Genomic DNA, 16,186 nt, shown 5'->3' on the forward strand with positions numbered 1-16,186 from the left:
CGCGCCATGAAATTCAGCAGCCTAAAACAGCAAATTATCGTCATTTTCTTGACGCTGATTTTAGGCATTCAGCTGGCCGGATTGATACCCATTCAGTACAGCGTGGATAAAAATGTACGCAAATTGGTGGGTAAAGAGTTAGACGTAGGTGAAAAGGTGTTCTTAAACCTATTAGAAAGCAATACAGAAAACATCACCAATGGCGCCAAAATTTTGGCAGCAGATTATGGATTTCGCGAAGCCATTGCCTCAAACGATCAAGAAACAATACTCTCCGCCTTAAATAACTTCCAAAGCCGTATCCATGCCGATATCGCCATCTTTTATGGGGTACAGAATGACAGCATGACCGTCTCTGGCAACCTGACTGAGCAGGAAGCCAAACCGGTGGTGAATCATTTGATTGACACACATTCGGCCTCGGCAAAAAAAATTGATTTTGAGATTTTTAATGATATGCCATACCAGCTGGTGGCGGTGCCCATTAAAGCACCGATTATTATTGGCTGGATGGTGGTTGGGTTTGAGATAGACGATGCGTTGGCTGAAAAACTGAATAAATTAAGCAGCTTGCAAGTCACGTTTTTGCAACGCGCAGAAAAAGGTGCATGGCTATCTAGTGCGTCTACCTTGAGTCGGGATGACCAGTTATCACTGATTGATTATTTTGAACATAAAGCAAAGCCAGACTTGGCCAACAATGAAGTACGTATCAATGATGACGTGTTTGATTCTAAAACGCTGACCTTGCATCACGATAGTGACAACATGCTATTGGCGGTATTACAGCGCTCTATTACTGCTGAGATTTCCAACTATCAAACCCTTAAATACACCCTGCTTATCCTCACCATTTTTGGGCTTGGCGTGTTTACTGTGGCCATTATTTATGTGTCTAACTATATTGCAGCGCCCATTGCAAAACTGTCAGAAACCGCCAAACAATTAGAGCAAGGCAATTACGATCTGACGATACAGACCGATCGCCATGATGAGATTGGTGATTTAAGCAAAGCCTTTAACTCCATGCGCGATGCGATTGCAACGCGAGAAGCCAAAGTCGCTCGTCTAGCATTTTGGGATGATGTGACTAACTTGCCGAATCGGGTTGCATTTATTAAACATCTGGGCGAAAAGATTGCAGCGCACCAACAACGTGGTTTATCGCTCACCATCATCGTGTTGAATCTGGATCGTTTTAAAGAGGTCAATAAAATTTTGGGGCGCGATTTGGGCGATGAGTTGCTTAACCGCGTGGCACAAAGCTTAAAGGCCATGGTCAGAACCGACGATATGGTGGCGCGGTTGGGCGCAGACGAATATGGCTTGTTGCTTGCCTCCGCTGGATTAGAAGAAGGCTTGGCGGTAGCCCATAAATTGCAAAAAATCTTTGATACAGCCATAGATCTGGCTGCGCAAAAAATTGATGTGACAGCAGGCATTGGGCTGGCAGTGTATCCGCAACATGGCGACAGTGATGAACAACTGCTGCACAATGCAGAGACTGCATTGCATGTCTCCAAAAGCAAACATTCTGGCGTAGTGCTCTATGACGCTGCGTTTGATTTAGGCATTCAAGAGAACTTGAGCTTAGCCAGCGAACTGAAAACCGCGATTCAAGGGCGCCAGTTAGCTTTGTATTTGCAACCTAAAGTCAATCTTAAAACCAAGCGTGGCTACGCGGCAGAGGCGCTGGTACGTTGGATTCATCCGGAAAAAGGATTGATCTTTCCGGATCAGTTTATCCCATTTGCAGAGCAGACCGGGTTGATTAAAGACATCACGCTGTGGATGTTGGAAGAGGCTTGCCGGGTGCATACAGAACTGAAAACAGAAGGTATTGAACTCACCATTGCCGTCAATATTTCTACACGCGATTTGATTGACTCGGATTTCCCCGACAAGGTAGAAGCCATTTTTAAACGCTTTAATATTGCGGAAAATGCGATCTCATTGGAAATCACCGAAAGTAGCATCATGGATGACCCAGTACGGGCGGAAGCCACATTGCATCGACTAGCGAACATGGGGTTGAAAATTGCGATTGATGATTTTGGTACAGGGTACTCGTCGCTTGGCTATTTAAAACGCTTACCGGTAAAAGAGCTCAAAATTGATAAATCGTTTGTGATGAACATGGAAAAAAATGATAACGATACGATTATTGTGCGCTCTACCGTTGATTTAGGGCACAACCTCAATTTGAAAGTGGTGGCAGAGGGTATTGAAAATATTGAAGTGTGGAATATTTTAGCCAAGATGGGCTGTGATTACGGTCAAGGCTATTTTATGGGCAAACCGATGCCGGAAAAAGACTTCAAAAGCTGGCTAGACAAGTGGGAGGCACAATCGCAAGACATGGCGCCTAAAAAATTGTCTGCATAAAAAAAGGCGCTGACGCGCCTTTGTTTTGGATAGCCTTAATCTTATTTGACTACTTTTACGCATACATAGAGTAATGCGCCAATGACTACCAATATACCAATCAACGTATAAATACCCACTGCACCTACCATGTCCATTTATCCTTAATGTAAAGTTAAAAAATTACGCATCTGCGAATAATAGAATATTCTGCGAGCAGCATTTTAACGGATTCAGCCATAATCTCAATAACGGAATCATCGCTTTGTGTAATACCACTTGCATCTCACTTGCAATTTCTAGAATTCAACCATTTCAAATTCTGCTTTACTCACACCGCACTCTGGGCATACCCAATCCGCAGGCACGTCCTCCCAGCGAGTGCCCGGGGCAATACCATCTTCTGGCCAACCTTTGTCTTCTTCATAAATCAGGCCGCATACGGTACACATCCATGATTTCATTATCGATTCCTTTCACGTTATATGGCATAAGCACGACATTGTTCTAATGTCGCTCTATGAAGAGAATCATTACACAAAGACGAAAAAAAAGCCCGCATAAAGCGGGCTAAAGGGAGGAGCCAACAACTAAACCTTCACTAAATTTTGCTGAGAGCTTGTTTCACACCTTCTGCATATGCCGGGTCTGCTTTGGCAAATTGCGCTAACATCCGTGCTTGAATATCTGCATTGGCTTGGGATAAACCACCGGCAATATTATTAAATAATTGCTGTTGTTGGCTATCGTTCATAATGCGGAACAAAGCACCTGCTTGTGAGTAATAGTCCTCCTGACTTTGGTCGTGGTAACCAATCCATGCGTCTTCCAATACTGGCATCGGCGGCACTGCAACTTGGGGTACCGGTACCGGTGCACCTTGGCCAACTCTATCGTTAGGATAGAAATTCGATGCACTCACATGGCCAGCAGCGTTGGCGTAGTTTGTATCGCCAGCACTATGTCCCACTGGGCATCCCATTCCCGCAAATGCGCCATCACGTTGATAATGATTGACCGGGCATTTGCCTGCATTGACCGGAATCTGGTTGAAGTTAGCACCAATACGATAACGGTGCGCATCCTGATACGCTAACAAGCGTGCTTGCAACATTTTGTCCGGTGATGCGGCAATGCCAGGCACAAAGTTGCTCGGTGCAAATGCCACTTGCTCGGTTTCGGCAAAGTAGTTATGCACGTTTTTGTTTAATTCCAACTGACCAATCTCTACCACCGGCACCTCTTTGTAAGGCCACACTTTGGTTAAATCAAACGGGTTGATGTGGAAGCTACGTGCTTGTGTTTCTGACATGATTTGCACTTGCACCGTCCAACTTGGAAACTCGCCACGGTGAATGGCATTCACCAAATCTTGTTGCGCACCATGTGCAGGCATCTTGGCCGCTTCTTCATTGGTCAAGGTTTTAATGCCTTGATTGGTTTTAAAGTGCCATTTCACCCAATGACGCTCACCTTTGGCATTATAAAAACTCAAGGTATGGCTGCTAAAGCCATGCACATGGCGGTATGAAGCTGGAATGCCACGGTCCGACATCAAAATCGTCATTTGATGTAAGGATTGCGGATGATTGGCCCAGAATTCAAACGCATTGGCTGGGTTGGGCGTATTGGTACGCGCATCTTTCTTCTGGCTATGGATAAAGTCCGGGAACTTGATCGGGTCATTTAAAAAGAACACCGGCGTATTGTTGCCCACCATGTCCCAGTTGCCTTGTTTGGTATAAAACTTTACGGCAAAGCCACGTGGGTCGCGTCCGTAGTCGCTAGAATCCTGCCCGCCACCTACAGTTGAAAAGCGCAAAAACACTTCTGTTTGCTGACCAACCACTTGAAGGAAGTCAGCAATCGTGACATCTTTTAAGCTCTTAGTGACCATAAATGTGCCGTAAGCCGCAGTACCACGCGCATGCACCACACGTTCTGGGATACGCTCGCGGTTAAAGTGCGCTAATTTTTCAAATAAATAATGGTTATCAAACGTCAATGGGCCGCGTGCCCCTACGGAAATACTATTGTTGTCATCGGCAACAGGTGCGCCAGCAGAAGTGGTTAATACAGTGTTTGTCATTGGTTGTTTTCCTTTAAGTCGTCTATGAGTAATATTTCAATGGTGTTAGTGGCTTAGTGCGTAGCCAGCTAGCAGTTCAATCACCACTTGACGATTCAGTTGTTGGCTGCCGATTCGATAGATGGTTTGCATTTTCTTCTCCTTAAATATGTCGTTGTCGCAACGCATGAGAAGCATTCTAAAAAGAAGGCGCTTATTTGTATAATTGTATGTTTTGATATTGTTGATAAATTAAACTTATCAGTTTATGATAAGTCATCTTCAATCATCACTAAGCCAGCAATGACACTCATCGAGCTCAAGTTTGTAGTCGCGGTGGCACAAGAACGTAACTTTCGGCGTGCGGCCGAAAAGTGTTTTGTGACGCAACCCGCCCTAAGTTTGGGTATTAAAAAGCTAGAAGAAGAGCTAAATGTCTCTATTTTCGAGCGTAGCCGTTCAGAAGTAACACCAACCGAAATTGGCGAAAAAATTATCGAGCAAGCCAATGTGGTGCTTGAGCAAGCCTCGCGTTTAAAAGAATTGGCTAAGCTTGGGACGAACCCCTTACATGGCCTGTTCAAATTGGGCATGATTCATTCGGTAGGGCCTTATTTGTTACCGGAGATTATTCCTATTTTGCGTGTTTCAACGCCGGATATGCCACTGGAAGTAGAGGAAAACCTCACGGCTAATTTAGAGACGCAATTAAGAAACGGGGTGATCGATGCTGCGATTATCGCGTTGCCGTTTGATGTGCCCGGGATTCAAGTGCACAGCCTATATGATGAGGAGTTTAAAGTGGTGGTGCCTTCAGACCACCATTGGGCTACACGCAAAGAAATCGATCCTGCCGAGCTTTCCGATGAAAAGGTCTTGTTATTGAACAGTGGGCATTGTTTTAGTAACCAAGTGACGCAAGCGTGTCCGGAACTATCGCGTAAGGGTGAGGTGCTGCAAGGTAACTCGTTGGAAACCATCCGCAATATGGTGGCCTCCAATTTGGGTATTACCGTATTGCCTGCTTCGGCTACCGTCGAGCGTTACCAAAACCCATTGGTAAAAGTGGTGCCATTTATTAAACCAGCGCCGATTCGCCGGATTGCCATTGCTTGGCGTAAAAGCTTTGTCAGGACGTCTGCCATCGAAAAACTAATCGAAGCGATTGAGTTAGCCAATCAAAGAATGTAGATGTCAAAGCGTGTGGGTGAGTGAATTTCGGCCCGGCAAGGTCTGTATTCAGCCAATAAAAAAGGCGCTGATAAGCGCCTCTTTTTACGAACACGTTAATTAGATTAACGGTTGCAAACGTACATGGTCACTTCAAAGCCAAAACGCATTTCTGTAGCTGCTGGTGTAGTCCACATCATCATTCTCCTTAAAAACTCACTTAGTTAATTCACTTTGGGTTCAAACTATGTATACAGTGTATAACGCAGCTGAATATTTAACGTATGGGTAATGCGCAAATTGATCTCAAGAAAATCATGAGAGTCAGTAGCGGATAGTGTAGAGGTTGTGGGAAATCGATTAGGGGTAGTGAAGTGCAACGCGATAGCCAGCTACGGCAATGTCGCTGGTATTCAACAGAAGCTTGATGCGCACCTCTTCTTTTGCTGCAATGCCGCTATCAGTGCTCGCCGCCTGATGAATATAATCAGCGGGCTTGAGTGTGCGCCTTAACACGGGCTCATCATCCACATTGGTCAAGGTCAGCTCGATGTTCGGGTAGGCTTGTGGAAAATCGGCATGGTTAATCAAGGTACTAGTGAACACCAGCACTTGTGCATAAGTGAGGTGTTCTTGCATGTCCGAATCATCAATGGTGAGTAAATCGATATTGTTTGGCAGGGCAATCGTGCATTTTGCATATTGGCATGCTTGTGTGAGCCACGGCTTGGTTTGCGGGTAATACGCAGCAATTTCAGTACGTTTAAAATAAATGCCTTGTACCAGCAATACCAAGAGCAGAAATAAGCTCAAGCCAAACAGCGGCCAGCTAAACGGTACGCGGCGTAGCGGCTTGGCAACAGGTTCATCAATCGCCAAGTCATTCAAAAAGCTAGGGGTATGTGCGGTGCCAGTAGCGGCTTGAGTTTCGGCAGTCGTATCTTCTTGTGTGGCAGGTTCGATTGGCGCGTCTTGATTGAACTGTGCCTGGAGCGCATCAGGTGCAGTCATTTCAATATGTTCGGTCGGTAGTGTTTGTGTATCGGGGTTGAGTGAAATATCGCTCAATACTGCTTCTACTTTGGTAGGCGTTACTTTTTTACTGCGGGATTGTTTAACCAGATATTCTTTTGCATTGAACACATGCTGGCATGTACCGCAGCGCACTTGCCCATCGTAAGCTTTAAGCTGTTCTTTTTTAACAACAAATTGCGTATTACATTTAGGGCAAGATGTAATGAGTGGCATGTTATCTTTTGGTTCCAGTGAGTAATACCCATCCATCTTTCACAACGGGGGTGTCGACATCAAACCACTCACTATACTGCGCTGTGAGTGCTTCTTTCTGGGTTTCAAGAATACCAGACAACGCCATTTTGCCGCCGGACTTACAAGATTTAGCAATGACGGGTGCCAACACCATCAGTGCACTGGATAAGATATTGGCGACCACAGTATCGTACTCATGATGTAAATACGCATTTGAATCATAAAACGCAATGTCGACTTGATTGTTTTCTGCATTGTATTTGCTGGCAATCACTGCCTGCGGGTCAATGTCTACGCCAGTCACTTCGCTAGCACCTAGCTTTTTGGCAGCAATGGCCAAAATACCAGAGCCGCAGCCGTAATCCAGCACGCGTTGTAAGGTAGGCTGTTGCGTTAACCAAGCCAGGCATAAGTGTGTGGTGGGGTGGCTGCCAGTACCAAAAGCCAAACCAGGGTCTAGGATAATGTTAATCGCATCCGGTGTCGGTGCTTCGTGCCAAGTGGGGACAATCCACAATTTGGGTGTGATCTGAATCGGCTCGAATTGCGCTTGGGTCAAGCGCACCCAATCTTGCTCTTCAATGGTTTCGGTGCTGTAGCTAAAGCCAGATATTTGTGTTTCTTGCTCCAGTGATGTCAGTAACTGCATCACATCGGCATCAGCTTCCAGCATAGCGGTGACCACGTTTTGATGCCAAATACCGGGAGGCGGATCTCCCGGTTCACCAAATATCGCTTGCTCGGCTTGCGTTTCAGCATTGGCATCTTCAATGCTTGCTGAAAGCGCTCCTAACTCCATCAATGCATCGCTAATCGCGTCGGCATTGGTGTCGTTCGCCTGAATTTTAAGTAATAGCCAACTCAAGATTTACTTACTGTGGATGCCCAGTTTTTGCTCTAGATAATGGATGCTGGTACCACCAAGGTGGAACGCTGCATCCGCCATCAAATCAGCATGCAATGAAATGTTGGTTTTAATGCCTTCCACATACATTTCCGATAAAGCAATGCGCATACGCGCAATGGCTTGCTCACGGGTATCCCCATAAGTAATCAACTTGCCTATCATAGAGTCGTAATGTGGGGGGACGATATAACCACCATACGCATGTGTGTCGATACGTACGCCTGGTCCGCCCGGCATATGGAATCGGCTGATGGTGCCAGGAGATGGTACAAAGTTGTAAGGGTCTTCCGCATTAATACGGCACTCAATGGCATGACCGCGCAACTGCACATCTTTTTGACGGAATTGCAGTTTCTCACCGGCGGCTACAAAAATTTGCTGTTGTACCAAATCAATGCCGGTAATCATTTCGGTCACCGTATGCTCTACCTGCAAGCGGGTGTTCATCTCAATAAAGTAGAACTCACCATTCTCATACAAGAATTCAAATGTACCAGCGCCACGGTATTTAATTTTGCGGCAAGCTTCGGCACAGCGTTCGCCAATCTTGTCGCGCAACTTAGGGTTTAATAAAGGTGAGGGCGCTTCTTCAATAATTTTTTGATGGCGACGCTGCATCGAGCAATCACGGTCACCTAAAAATACGGCGTTACCATGCTGATCTGCCAAAATTTGAATTTCAATATGACGTGGATTCTCTAGAAACTTCTCCATGTACACCATGGGGTTGCCAAACGCCGCTTGCGCTTCTGCTTTGGTCATGGATACCGCGTTAATCAAGGCTGCCTCGGTATGCACTACACGCATGCCGCGACCACCACCACCGCCCGCCGCTTTAATAATGACAGGGTAGCCAACTCTTTTGGCGGTTTTAATGATCTCGACAGGGTCATCGGGTAGTGCGCCCTCTGAACCTGGTACGCAAGGTACGCCCGCTTTACGCATCGCATCTTTGGCCGACACTTTGTCGCCCATCAGGCGAATCGTCTCAGCACGTGGGCCAATAAACACAAAACCGCTTTGTTCTACGCGCTCGGCAAAGTCGGCATTTTCAGATAAAAAGCCGTAGCCGGGATGAATGGCTTGCGCATCTGTCACTTCAGCTGCGCTAATCACAGCGGGAATATTTAAGTAGCTTTGACTAGAAGGCGCTGGCCCAATACATACGGATTCATCCGCCAATTTGACATATTTGGCTTCGCGGTCTGCTTCAGAATGCACGGCGACAGTACGGATGCCCAATTCACGGCACGCACGTTGCACACGTAGCGCAATCTCGCCGCGGTTGGCAATAAGGATTTTTTCAAACATAAGTCATTAACCAATCAAGAATAAAGGTTCACCGTATTCAACAGGTTGGCCGTTTTCAACAAAGATTTTCTTCACAACACCTGAGTATTCGCTTTCAATCTCGTTGAGTAGCTTCATTGCTTCAATGATGCACAACGTTTCGCCAGAAGAAACACTGGAGCCGATATCCACAAAAGACTTGGCATCTGGAGAAGAGGCGCGGTAGAACGTACCGACCATTGGAGATTTTACAACTTGACCTTCTTCGACTACTGGCACTGGTACAACTGGGGCACTTGCAGCTGGCGCAGCAGCAGCTTGTTGTTGGGGCGCGGAGACATAGTGCGTCACAGGTGCAGCGCTATGCATCAACGCTCGGCTAATGCGTACCTTCTCTTCGCCTTCTGTGAGTTCCAGCTCAGAGATGCCAGATTCCTCGACTAGATCAATGAGTTTTTTGAGTTTGCGTAAATCCATATAGACCTCGGTATTAACTGAATATAATTATAATAATGTTATGGTTTTGTGATGTAACGGTAGGCAGCAAAGTAACCTTCGGCGCCTAACCCGCTGATAACGCCAATAGCAATGTCGCTAAAAAACGAGTGATGTCTAAATTGTTCTCGTGCATATACGTTAGAGAGATGTACCTCAATAAAGGGAATGTTCACTGCTGAAATAGCATCTCGTATGGCAACAGAAGTGTGCGTGAATGCGGCCGGATTAATAATCAGGGCATCCACACGATTCACCATTAAGGATTGAATCTTTGTCACAATCTCAGCTTCGGCGTTGCTTTGAAACGCTTCCAGCATATGACCATCTTGTTTGGCCATCTGTGTTAAAGCCGTGTTGATATCCAATAAGGTCAGCGTGCCATAATGCGCAGGTTCACGCGTACCTAACATATTGAGGTTAGGCCCATGAATGACTAAAATGGATTTAGCCGACATTTGATACGCTCAAACAACAATGTAGACAGTTTTGCATAGCAGCAAGTTTGCCGAAGTTATGATTCTTTGTCCAGCTAAATCACAGCATTTGAGCGAAGATAGGCATTAAAAAATAGTTAACTTATTGATTGTTTTGGCTAAAGCATTACAGAAGCGGCAGCAGCGATTTTTCTAATAAATCTTTCGAAATACGCCCAAAATAGGTTTTGTGGACGGTGCCATCGGCCTTAATTATCACGGTATATGGCAGTACCCCTTTATTATTGCCTAAGTTGGAGGCCAACTCCATGCCCGCCATGTCGGCTGCAAACAATGGGTATTTCACTTGAGTCTGCTTGGTAAACTCGTTAATCGCGTTCACGTCATCAATCGCAACACCCAATACCACCACATTTTTATTGGCATAGGCCTCGTGTAATGTGGAGAGCTCTGGCATTTCTTCACGGCATGGCTCACACCAAGTTGCCCAAAAGTTAAGTACTACAATCTTGCCTTGATAAGCGTTAAGCGGCTTGTTTTCACCATGCTCATTGGGAAAGCTGGCCGCAAATAATGGGGCTGTCGATTGCTGTTGGCCGTTTTTTACTTCTTGCTTGTTTAAAAAAAAGTGAAATATCGCAAACCCTAAACTTGCAATGAGTATCAGGTAGATAAGGGGTGTTTTGAGCTTTGTAAACATTTAGGGTTGTACCGTATTGAGAATAGCTAAAAATTCATCGGCATTTTTATAGCCAACGACTTGGGCAGGGTTTTTTTTGCCATCTTGATTAAAAAACAAAATACCTGGTGGGCCAAATAATGCAAAGCGTTTTAATAGGGCAGCGTCGTCTGCATTGTTGGCGGTTACATCTGCTTGTAGTAATACGGCTTGTTTTAATTTGGATTGTACACGCGGGTCAGTAAACACAAACTGTTCGTATTCTTTGCAGGAAACACACCAGTCTGCGTAAAAATCAAACATGACATATTGACCTTTGGCTGCTTGAATCGCTTGGTCAAGCTCTGCCACGGAGCGTACGCGCTTGAAGTTTAATGCGTGCTGTGCGGATGATGCATTGGTGTTGGCAAGCACGCCACTTAATGGTTGTAAGGGCGATTTAGCACCAGACAGCGCGCCAATGAGCAGAGCAATGCCAGTAATGAGCATCATGATTGCCACGCCTTTCCACAATTTGAGGATCGGCTTGGCATCGCCTGGCAAGTTGTCCAGTGCATGCATATAGATGGCGGGGACAATCAACAAAGCTGCCCACAGTGCCAATTGTAGATTCATCGGGATAATGGGGCCAATCAACCATACAGCCACGCCTAACATCAATACGCCAAATAATTGACGCACAGCATTCATCCACGCGCCCACACGCGGAAGCAATGTACCGGCAGATGCGCCAATCAGCAATAGAGGGAAGCCCATGCCGAGTGACAGTGAGAATAAGGCGACACCGCCTAGCACCACATCATGGGTCTTGCTAATATAAAGTAGTGCGCCAGCCAATGGCGCAGCGACACAGGGGCTGATAATGAGCGCAGATAATACGCCCATTAAAAAATCGCCAAAAAATTGACCACCTTTAATACGATTACTTAGATTAAAAATACTGTTTTCTAAGTGGCTAGGCAATTTCAGCTCATAAAAGCCAAACATCGATAGTGCAAGTAACACAAAAACAATGGCGCCAAAGCTCAATGCCCATGGGGTTTGTAGCGCATTGCTCAATAGTTGGCCAGATAAGCCAGCTGCAATGCCCAATAAGGTGTAAGTGAGACACATCCCCAAGGTGTAAGCGAGTGAAAGATTAAAGGCATGCAGGCGTGAAACATGTGCGTTCTTGCCAATGATCATGCTGGATAAAATCGGAATCATGGGGAATACGCAGGGGGTAAAGGCAAGCAAGAGACCTGCACCAAAGAACCCTAATATAATCAACCACCAATGGCCGCTTTTAAGTAGATTGGAGGCTTGGCTGTCATCGCCACTTTCTGCAATAGGCTCAGCTCCGATTGGATTTGGTGTGGCAGCAGACGCATCATTCACCACACCAAAGGTGAAAGTCTTGGTTTGTGGCGCATAACACAGCCCCTTTTCACTACAGCCCTGATAGGTGACTTTAACCGCTAAGTTTTCGGTGCTAGAAACACCTACTTTGGTTGAAAAGTCATGGTGATAGACTTCCTGTTTACCAAAGTTTGGGTCGTCTTTAATTTCACCAGCCGGTAAATCCATTGCAGTAATCAGTGCGGTTTCTGGTGATTCCACATTCAATTTAATGCGTTGTTTGTATAAATAATAGCCGGGCTCTACTTTAAAGTTTGCCTGTAGCGTTTGTGCATCTGTAGGCGCAATAGTTACTTGGAATGCAATGTCTGGAGATAAAAAATCGTCTTCGCTGGTTTCTTCCGTAAATAGGTTTTTGATCGCGCTGCTGGTATTGCCAGCAACACTCATGGGCGAAAGCAGGGTAATCGTCCAAAAACTTATCAGGGTAATCAATACTCTTAGCATGGTGCTCCTAGTGCGGGATTTGTGCATTTACCCATTGTAAATAAGCAGGTAAACCACCATCTACATTGAGACATAGAATGTCAGGAAGTTCGTACGGGTGATGTTTTAAAATACAAGACTCAACTTCTGCATATTTTTGACGAATTGTTTTAATGGTCACAGGCCATTCGGTGGTGTGTTCAACCACGTTGTTCCATGCATATACCGATTGGCAAGGGCTTTGAATGTTAACACACGCTGCCAGTTGATGTTGAATGAGCATCTCCGCAATTTTATTTGCGCACGTTTCATCTGGCACATGGGTCAACACGATTATAATTTCGGCATTATCCATGGTGTGCGAAAGCGGTCTCCAATTAAAGGGTTAATCATGCGTTTATTTATTACGCTTATTTTACTTGCTTTTCCAATTGCAGAAATAGTGCTGTTGATCAAGCTCGCTGACCAATACGGTTGGTGGTTATTATTGTACTTAGTCGTCATCGGCTATCTTGGCTTACAACTGATTCGCGGTGAAAAAGTACTGATGGCGCCAAAAATGATGCAGAGCTTGGCTGGCGGCAATCCTGTTAAAGCCTTGTTGGGCACAGCCCGCAATATGGTGGCAGGTGTGTTATTGCTAATACCTGGTGTGATCAGCGATGTCATTGCAGTAGTATTATTGTTAATTCCCATTGAACAAAATAAGCCGCCAGTACAAGAAGAGGTTAGTGGAAAAGCTTATCGTAAGCCTCGCTATCAGCAATCCGCCAATGATGATGTGATTGAAGGTGAGTTCACGCATATTAGAGAAGATCTGGAAAAGAAATAATGAGCTTAGTAAATCATCCTACCGTGACCATTCAAAACAGTGGTCACCAATTCCCAGTACGCCCTAGTCAAACCGTACTAGAAGCCGCGATTGAAGCGGGTATTAACTTGCCATACGGGTGCAGGAATGGCGCCTGTGGTGCCTGTAAAGGTAAGTTGATCTCCGGCAAGCTGATGCATGATGATTTTCAAGGCAGCGCCATGACCGATGCTGAATTGGCGGCGGGTCAAGCGCTGTTTTGTTGTGCGCGACCGTTGGAAGACTTAGTGATTGAGTGTCGTGAACTGAGCGGTATCAATGGCATTAAACCTAGAATATTGCCTGTGCGTGTGCAGAAAAAAGTACAACTCTCTGGTGATGTGATGGTGTTGTTTTTACAATTGCCGGCGACCGAGCGTTTACAGTTTGTGGCCGGGCAGTATCTGGAATTTATTCTTAAGGATGGCAAGCGCAGAGCGTTCTCTATCGCCAATGCCCCGCATGATGACGCGCTGATTGAGCTGCATTTGCGACTAATCGCAGGCGGCCAATTTACACAATACGTGTTTGAAGAAATGCCAGAAAAAGCCATTTTGCGCATTGAAGCGCCCCTAGGCACCTTCTATTTGCGCGAAGAATCCAATAAGCCGCTAGTGTTTGTGGCTGGCGGCACAGGCTTTGCGCCGATCAAAGGCATTATTGAGCATATGATACATGTGGGTATGCAACGTGAAGTAGTGCTATACCGTGGCGGACGCACACAACAAGATTTGTACATGGATGATCTCTGTCGGCGTTGGGCAGCGTTTTTGCCTCATCTTAAATATATTCCAGTGCTATCAGAAGAGCCGGTAGACACAGATTGGCAAGGTAGAAGGGGGCTGGTCCATGAAGCCGTATTGGCGGACTATGCGGATTTAAGTGCACACCAAGCTTATGTATGTGGCGCCCCTGGCATGGTAGACATTGCGCATAAAACCTTTGTAGAACAAGGATTGAAAGCAGACGAATTTTTCAGTGATGCGTTTACGTTTGCGCCTAAGTAAACAAGCGCGAGTTAATGGAATGCGCTAAGTAACAGATTGAGCATGGCGTCATCACCAGGCGCATCTGCAATCGACACATGCAACCCCATGGCTAATGGTTGCTCGGCAATCCTTGCATGATTCACACAGATCGTTATATGTTTTAACCAAGTAGTATCCCGCGCTAAATCCAGCAAATGACGCATGGCCTCGGAGCTGGTGACCACTATTGCGTGTAGTTGTTGATTTAACCAAGCTTGGGTCAACACATCCACATTACGTTGAGGGTTAATCCTTTGATAACATTCCGCAAACGTGACGGACGCGCCACGTGATTTCAATGTATCTGCCAGCACTTCACGCCCGCCAATTCCGCGGACTATCATCACTTTTTTGCCCTGCATATCATGCATTTCTGGCAAAGAGAGTAAAGACTCACTATCAAACCTGCTCTTTGGGATTAACACTTCTTGAATGCCAAATTCCTGTAGCTCTTTGGCCGTGACCGGACCTATGGCAGCAAATTTCAAATGGCTGGGCAGTGTTTGTGTTAGTAGGCGTGGCATGCCATTCTGTACTGCGTTACTGCTGATAAAGATAATCCAATCGTATGCAGCAATATCGGCAATCACGTGTTCAAAGTCGCTGTAATTATCAAGAGAGGCAATTTCAATCAGCGGAAATGGAATGACGTGGCCACCCGCGGTTTCAATCAATTGCGAGAGTTTTTTGGCTTGATCGCTCGGTCGTGTGATGGCTATGCCGATGCCTGCGAGCGTTGGTTCCGACATGTTATTTGATGTGATCTAGCGCTGATAATATTTTATCTGCGCCCAGGCTGACCAATTTATCCGCCAAGGCTTTACCTACAGCCTCAGCATCCGTCAGGTTGCCTGTAATTTGCTGACGCAACATTTGTTGGCCATCCACGCTGGCCACAAAGCCCGTCATATGGATCTGCTCGCCGACCCGCGTAGCATACGCACCTAAAGGCACCGTGCAGCTGCCAGCTAATGCACGGCTAAAGCCACGCTCTGCTTCTACACATAATTGCGTATCTAAATGATTGAGTGGCGCTAGAATTTCAATCAAATCGGTTCTGTGCGCGTTAATTTCGATACCTAACGCGCCTTGCCCAACCGCTGGAATACTGTCTTCTGGCGCAATAAAACCGCGAATTCTATCGCCTAACCCTAATCGAATCAGTCCGGCGGCTGCCAAAATAATGGCTGCGTATTGGCCTTCGTCTAATTTGCGTAAGCGCGTTTGCACGTTGCCACGTAGAGACTCAATTTTGAGGTGCGGGAAGCGCGCCTGAATCTGGCTTTGACGACGTAAGCTAGAAGTACCAACTATGCTGCCATGGGGCAATACGGCGAGTGAATCAAACTGGTTAGATACAAAGGCATCGCGTGGATCTTCGCGTTCGCCGGTGGCTACTAAAGCAAAGCCCTCTGGCAAGTTCATCGGCACATCCTTCATGCTATGTACCGCTAAATCGGCACTGCCATTTTCAAGCGCAGTTTCTAACTCTTTCACAAACAAACCCTTACCACCAATCCGTGCTAGAGGTGAATCTAAAATCTGATCCCCTGTGGTGGTCATGCCCAATATCTGCACATCGCATTGTGGGTACAATGCTTGCAACTTGGCTTGAATATGTTTGGCTTGCCACATGGCAAGTGCGCTTTCACGCGAGGCGATGACGAGTTTTTGCGGTGCATTTTTCATAGCTTAAATTTTAGCACATGCGCTTATGAACCAACATTTGGATATGACTTTGCATTTGGAGTTAAGCTTATTTCTAAGTTATTATCCAGTGTCCTAGTGCTGAAAAGTGAAGTGTT

General features: G+C 46.0%; 18 protein-coding genes. 4 read left to right on the forward strand and 14 right to left on the reverse strand.

The features are described 5' to 3' along the window. Positions 1 to 6 precede the first annotated feature (6 nt). Complete coding sequence (locus A3Q3_RS0109405) at positions 7 to 2,385, forward strand: EAL domain-containing protein (protein ID WP_020183340.1); 2,379 nt, start codon at positions 7 to 9, stop codon at positions 2,383 to 2,385. 278 nt (positions 2,386 to 2,663) lie between these two features. Here the strand turns inward: A3Q3_RS0109405 and A3Q3_RS0109415 are convergent, their stop codons facing one another. The 3 genes from A3Q3_RS0109415 to A3Q3_RS14590 all read right to left on the reverse strand — a co-directional run bounded on the left by A3Q3_RS0109415 (position 2,664) and on the right by A3Q3_RS14590 (position 4,621). Further along, positions 2,664 to 2,828, reverse strand: a complete 165-nt coding sequence (locus A3Q3_RS0109415) for a rubredoxin (RefSeq protein ID WP_020183342.1) — start codon at positions 2,826 to 2,828, stop codon at positions 2,664 to 2,666. 137 nt (positions 2,829 to 2,965) lie between these two features. Next, positions 2,966 to 4,453, reverse strand: coding sequence for a catalase (locus tag A3Q3_RS0109420; RefSeq protein ID WP_020183343.1), 1,488 nt, complete (start codon positions 4,451 to 4,453; stop codon positions 2,966 to 2,968). 45 nt (positions 4,454 to 4,498) lie between these two features. Then, positions 4,499 to 4,621, reverse strand: a complete 123-nt coding sequence (locus A3Q3_RS14590; RefSeq protein WP_255349036.1) for a hypothetical protein — start codon at positions 4,619 to 4,621, stop codon at positions 4,499 to 4,501. Between the two features lie 114 nt (positions 4,622 to 4,735). On the opposite strand from A3Q3_RS14590, the gene A3Q3_RS0109430 reads away from it, so the two are divergent. Then, positions 4,736 to 5,623 (forward strand): hydrogen peroxide-inducible genes activator, encoded by an 888-nt coding sequence (locus tag A3Q3_RS0109430; protein ID WP_020183344.1) that lies wholly within the window; start codon positions 4,736 to 4,738, stop codon positions 5,621 to 5,623. Between the two features lie 104 nt (positions 5,624 to 5,727). On the opposite strand, the gene pqqA is transcribed toward A3Q3_RS0109430, so the two are convergent. From pqqA to cutA, 9 genes are all read right to left on the reverse strand, one after another. Continuing rightward, positions 5,728 to 5,799 carry a pyrroloquinoline quinone precursor peptide PqqA gene (gene pqqA / locus A3Q3_RS14595; protein WP_123236554.1) on the reverse strand — a complete coding sequence of 24 codons (72 nt, stop codon included), beginning with the start codon at positions 5,797 to 5,799 and terminating at the stop codon, positions 5,728 to 5,730. A gap of 163 nt (positions 5,800 to 5,962) precedes the next feature. Continuing rightward, positions 5,963 to 6,850, reverse strand: a complete 888-nt coding sequence (locus A3Q3_RS0109435) for a zinc-ribbon and DUF3426 domain-containing protein (protein WP_026361862.1) — start codon at positions 6,848 to 6,850, stop codon at positions 5,963 to 5,965. 1 nt (position 6,851) lies between these two features. Continuing rightward, the gene (gene prmA / locus A3Q3_RS0109440; protein ID WP_020183346.1) at positions 6,852 to 7,736 is read right to left on the reverse strand and encodes a 50S ribosomal protein L11 methyltransferase; all 885 of its coding nucleotides are present in this window, start codon (positions 7,734 to 7,736) and stop codon (positions 6,852 to 6,854) included. Positions 7,737 to 7,739: 3 nt separating this feature from the next. Next, positions 7,740 to 9,089: an acetyl-CoA carboxylase biotin carboxylase subunit gene (gene accC, locus A3Q3_RS0109445; protein WP_020183347.1), complete on the reverse strand. Its 1,350-nt coding sequence runs from the start codon at positions 9,087 to 9,089 to the stop codon at positions 7,740 to 7,742. A 6-nt stretch (positions 9,090 to 9,095) separates the two neighbouring features. After that, positions 9,096 to 9,545 (reverse strand): acetyl-CoA carboxylase biotin carboxyl carrier protein, encoded by a 450-nt coding sequence (gene accB, locus A3Q3_RS0109450; protein WP_020183348.1) that lies wholly within the window; start codon positions 9,543 to 9,545, stop codon positions 9,096 to 9,098. 38 nt (positions 9,546 to 9,583) lie between these two features. Continuing rightward, complete coding sequence (aroQ, locus tag A3Q3_RS0109455) at positions 9,584 to 10,021, reverse strand: type II 3-dehydroquinate dehydratase (RefSeq protein ID WP_020183349.1); 438 nt, start codon at positions 10,019 to 10,021, stop codon at positions 9,584 to 9,586. Positions 10,022 to 10,166: 145 nt separating this feature from the next. Continuing rightward, positions 10,167 to 10,700, reverse strand: coding sequence for a TlpA disulfide reductase family protein (locus A3Q3_RS0109460; RefSeq protein ID WP_020183350.1), 534 nt, complete (start codon positions 10,698 to 10,700; stop codon positions 10,167 to 10,169). After that, positions 10,701 to 12,524, reverse strand: a complete 1,824-nt coding sequence (gene dsbD, locus A3Q3_RS0109465) for a protein-disulfide reductase DsbD (RefSeq protein WP_020183351.1) — start codon at positions 12,522 to 12,524, stop codon at positions 10,701 to 10,703. It abuts the gene before it with no gap. Between the two features lie 7 nt (positions 12,525 to 12,531). Beyond that, on the reverse strand, positions 12,532 to 12,858 hold the full coding sequence (gene cutA / locus A3Q3_RS0109470; RefSeq protein ID WP_020183352.1) for a divalent-cation tolerance protein CutA: 327 nt from the start codon (positions 12,856 to 12,858) through the stop codon (positions 12,532 to 12,534). A 36-nt stretch (positions 12,859 to 12,894) separates the two neighbouring features. On the opposite strand from cutA, the gene A3Q3_RS0109475 reads away from it, so the two are divergent. Further along, positions 12,895 to 13,335, forward strand: a complete 441-nt coding sequence (locus A3Q3_RS0109475) for an FxsA family protein (protein ID WP_020183353.1) — start codon at positions 12,895 to 12,897, stop codon at positions 13,333 to 13,335. Next, positions 13,335 to 14,360, forward strand: a complete 1,026-nt coding sequence (locus A3Q3_RS0109480) for a CDP-6-deoxy-delta-3,4-glucoseen reductase (protein WP_020183354.1) — start codon at positions 13,335 to 13,337, stop codon at positions 14,358 to 14,360. Before A3Q3_RS0109475 ends, A3Q3_RS0109480 begins: the two co-directional genes overlap by 1 nt. Before the next feature lie 11 nt (positions 14,361 to 14,371). On the opposite strand, the gene A3Q3_RS0109485 is transcribed toward A3Q3_RS0109480, so the two are convergent. Both A3Q3_RS0109485 and hemC read right to left on the reverse strand, forming a co-directional pair. After that, entirely contained in the window at positions 14,372 to 15,130 is a 759-nt protein-coding gene (locus A3Q3_RS0109485; RefSeq protein WP_020183355.1) for a uroporphyrinogen-III synthase, read from the reverse strand. A 1-nt stretch (position 15,131) separates the two neighbouring features. Beyond that, on the reverse strand, positions 15,132 to 16,070 hold the full coding sequence (gene hemC / locus A3Q3_RS0109490; RefSeq protein ID WP_020183356.1) for a hydroxymethylbilane synthase: 939 nt from the start codon (positions 16,068 to 16,070) through the stop codon (positions 15,132 to 15,134). Positions 16,071 to 16,186 lie beyond the last annotated feature (116 nt).

This window comes from Methylotenera sp. 1P/1 (assembly GCF_000384355.1).
Lineage (GTDB): Bacteria > Pseudomonadota > Gammaproteobacteria > Burkholderiales > Methylophilaceae > Methylophilus.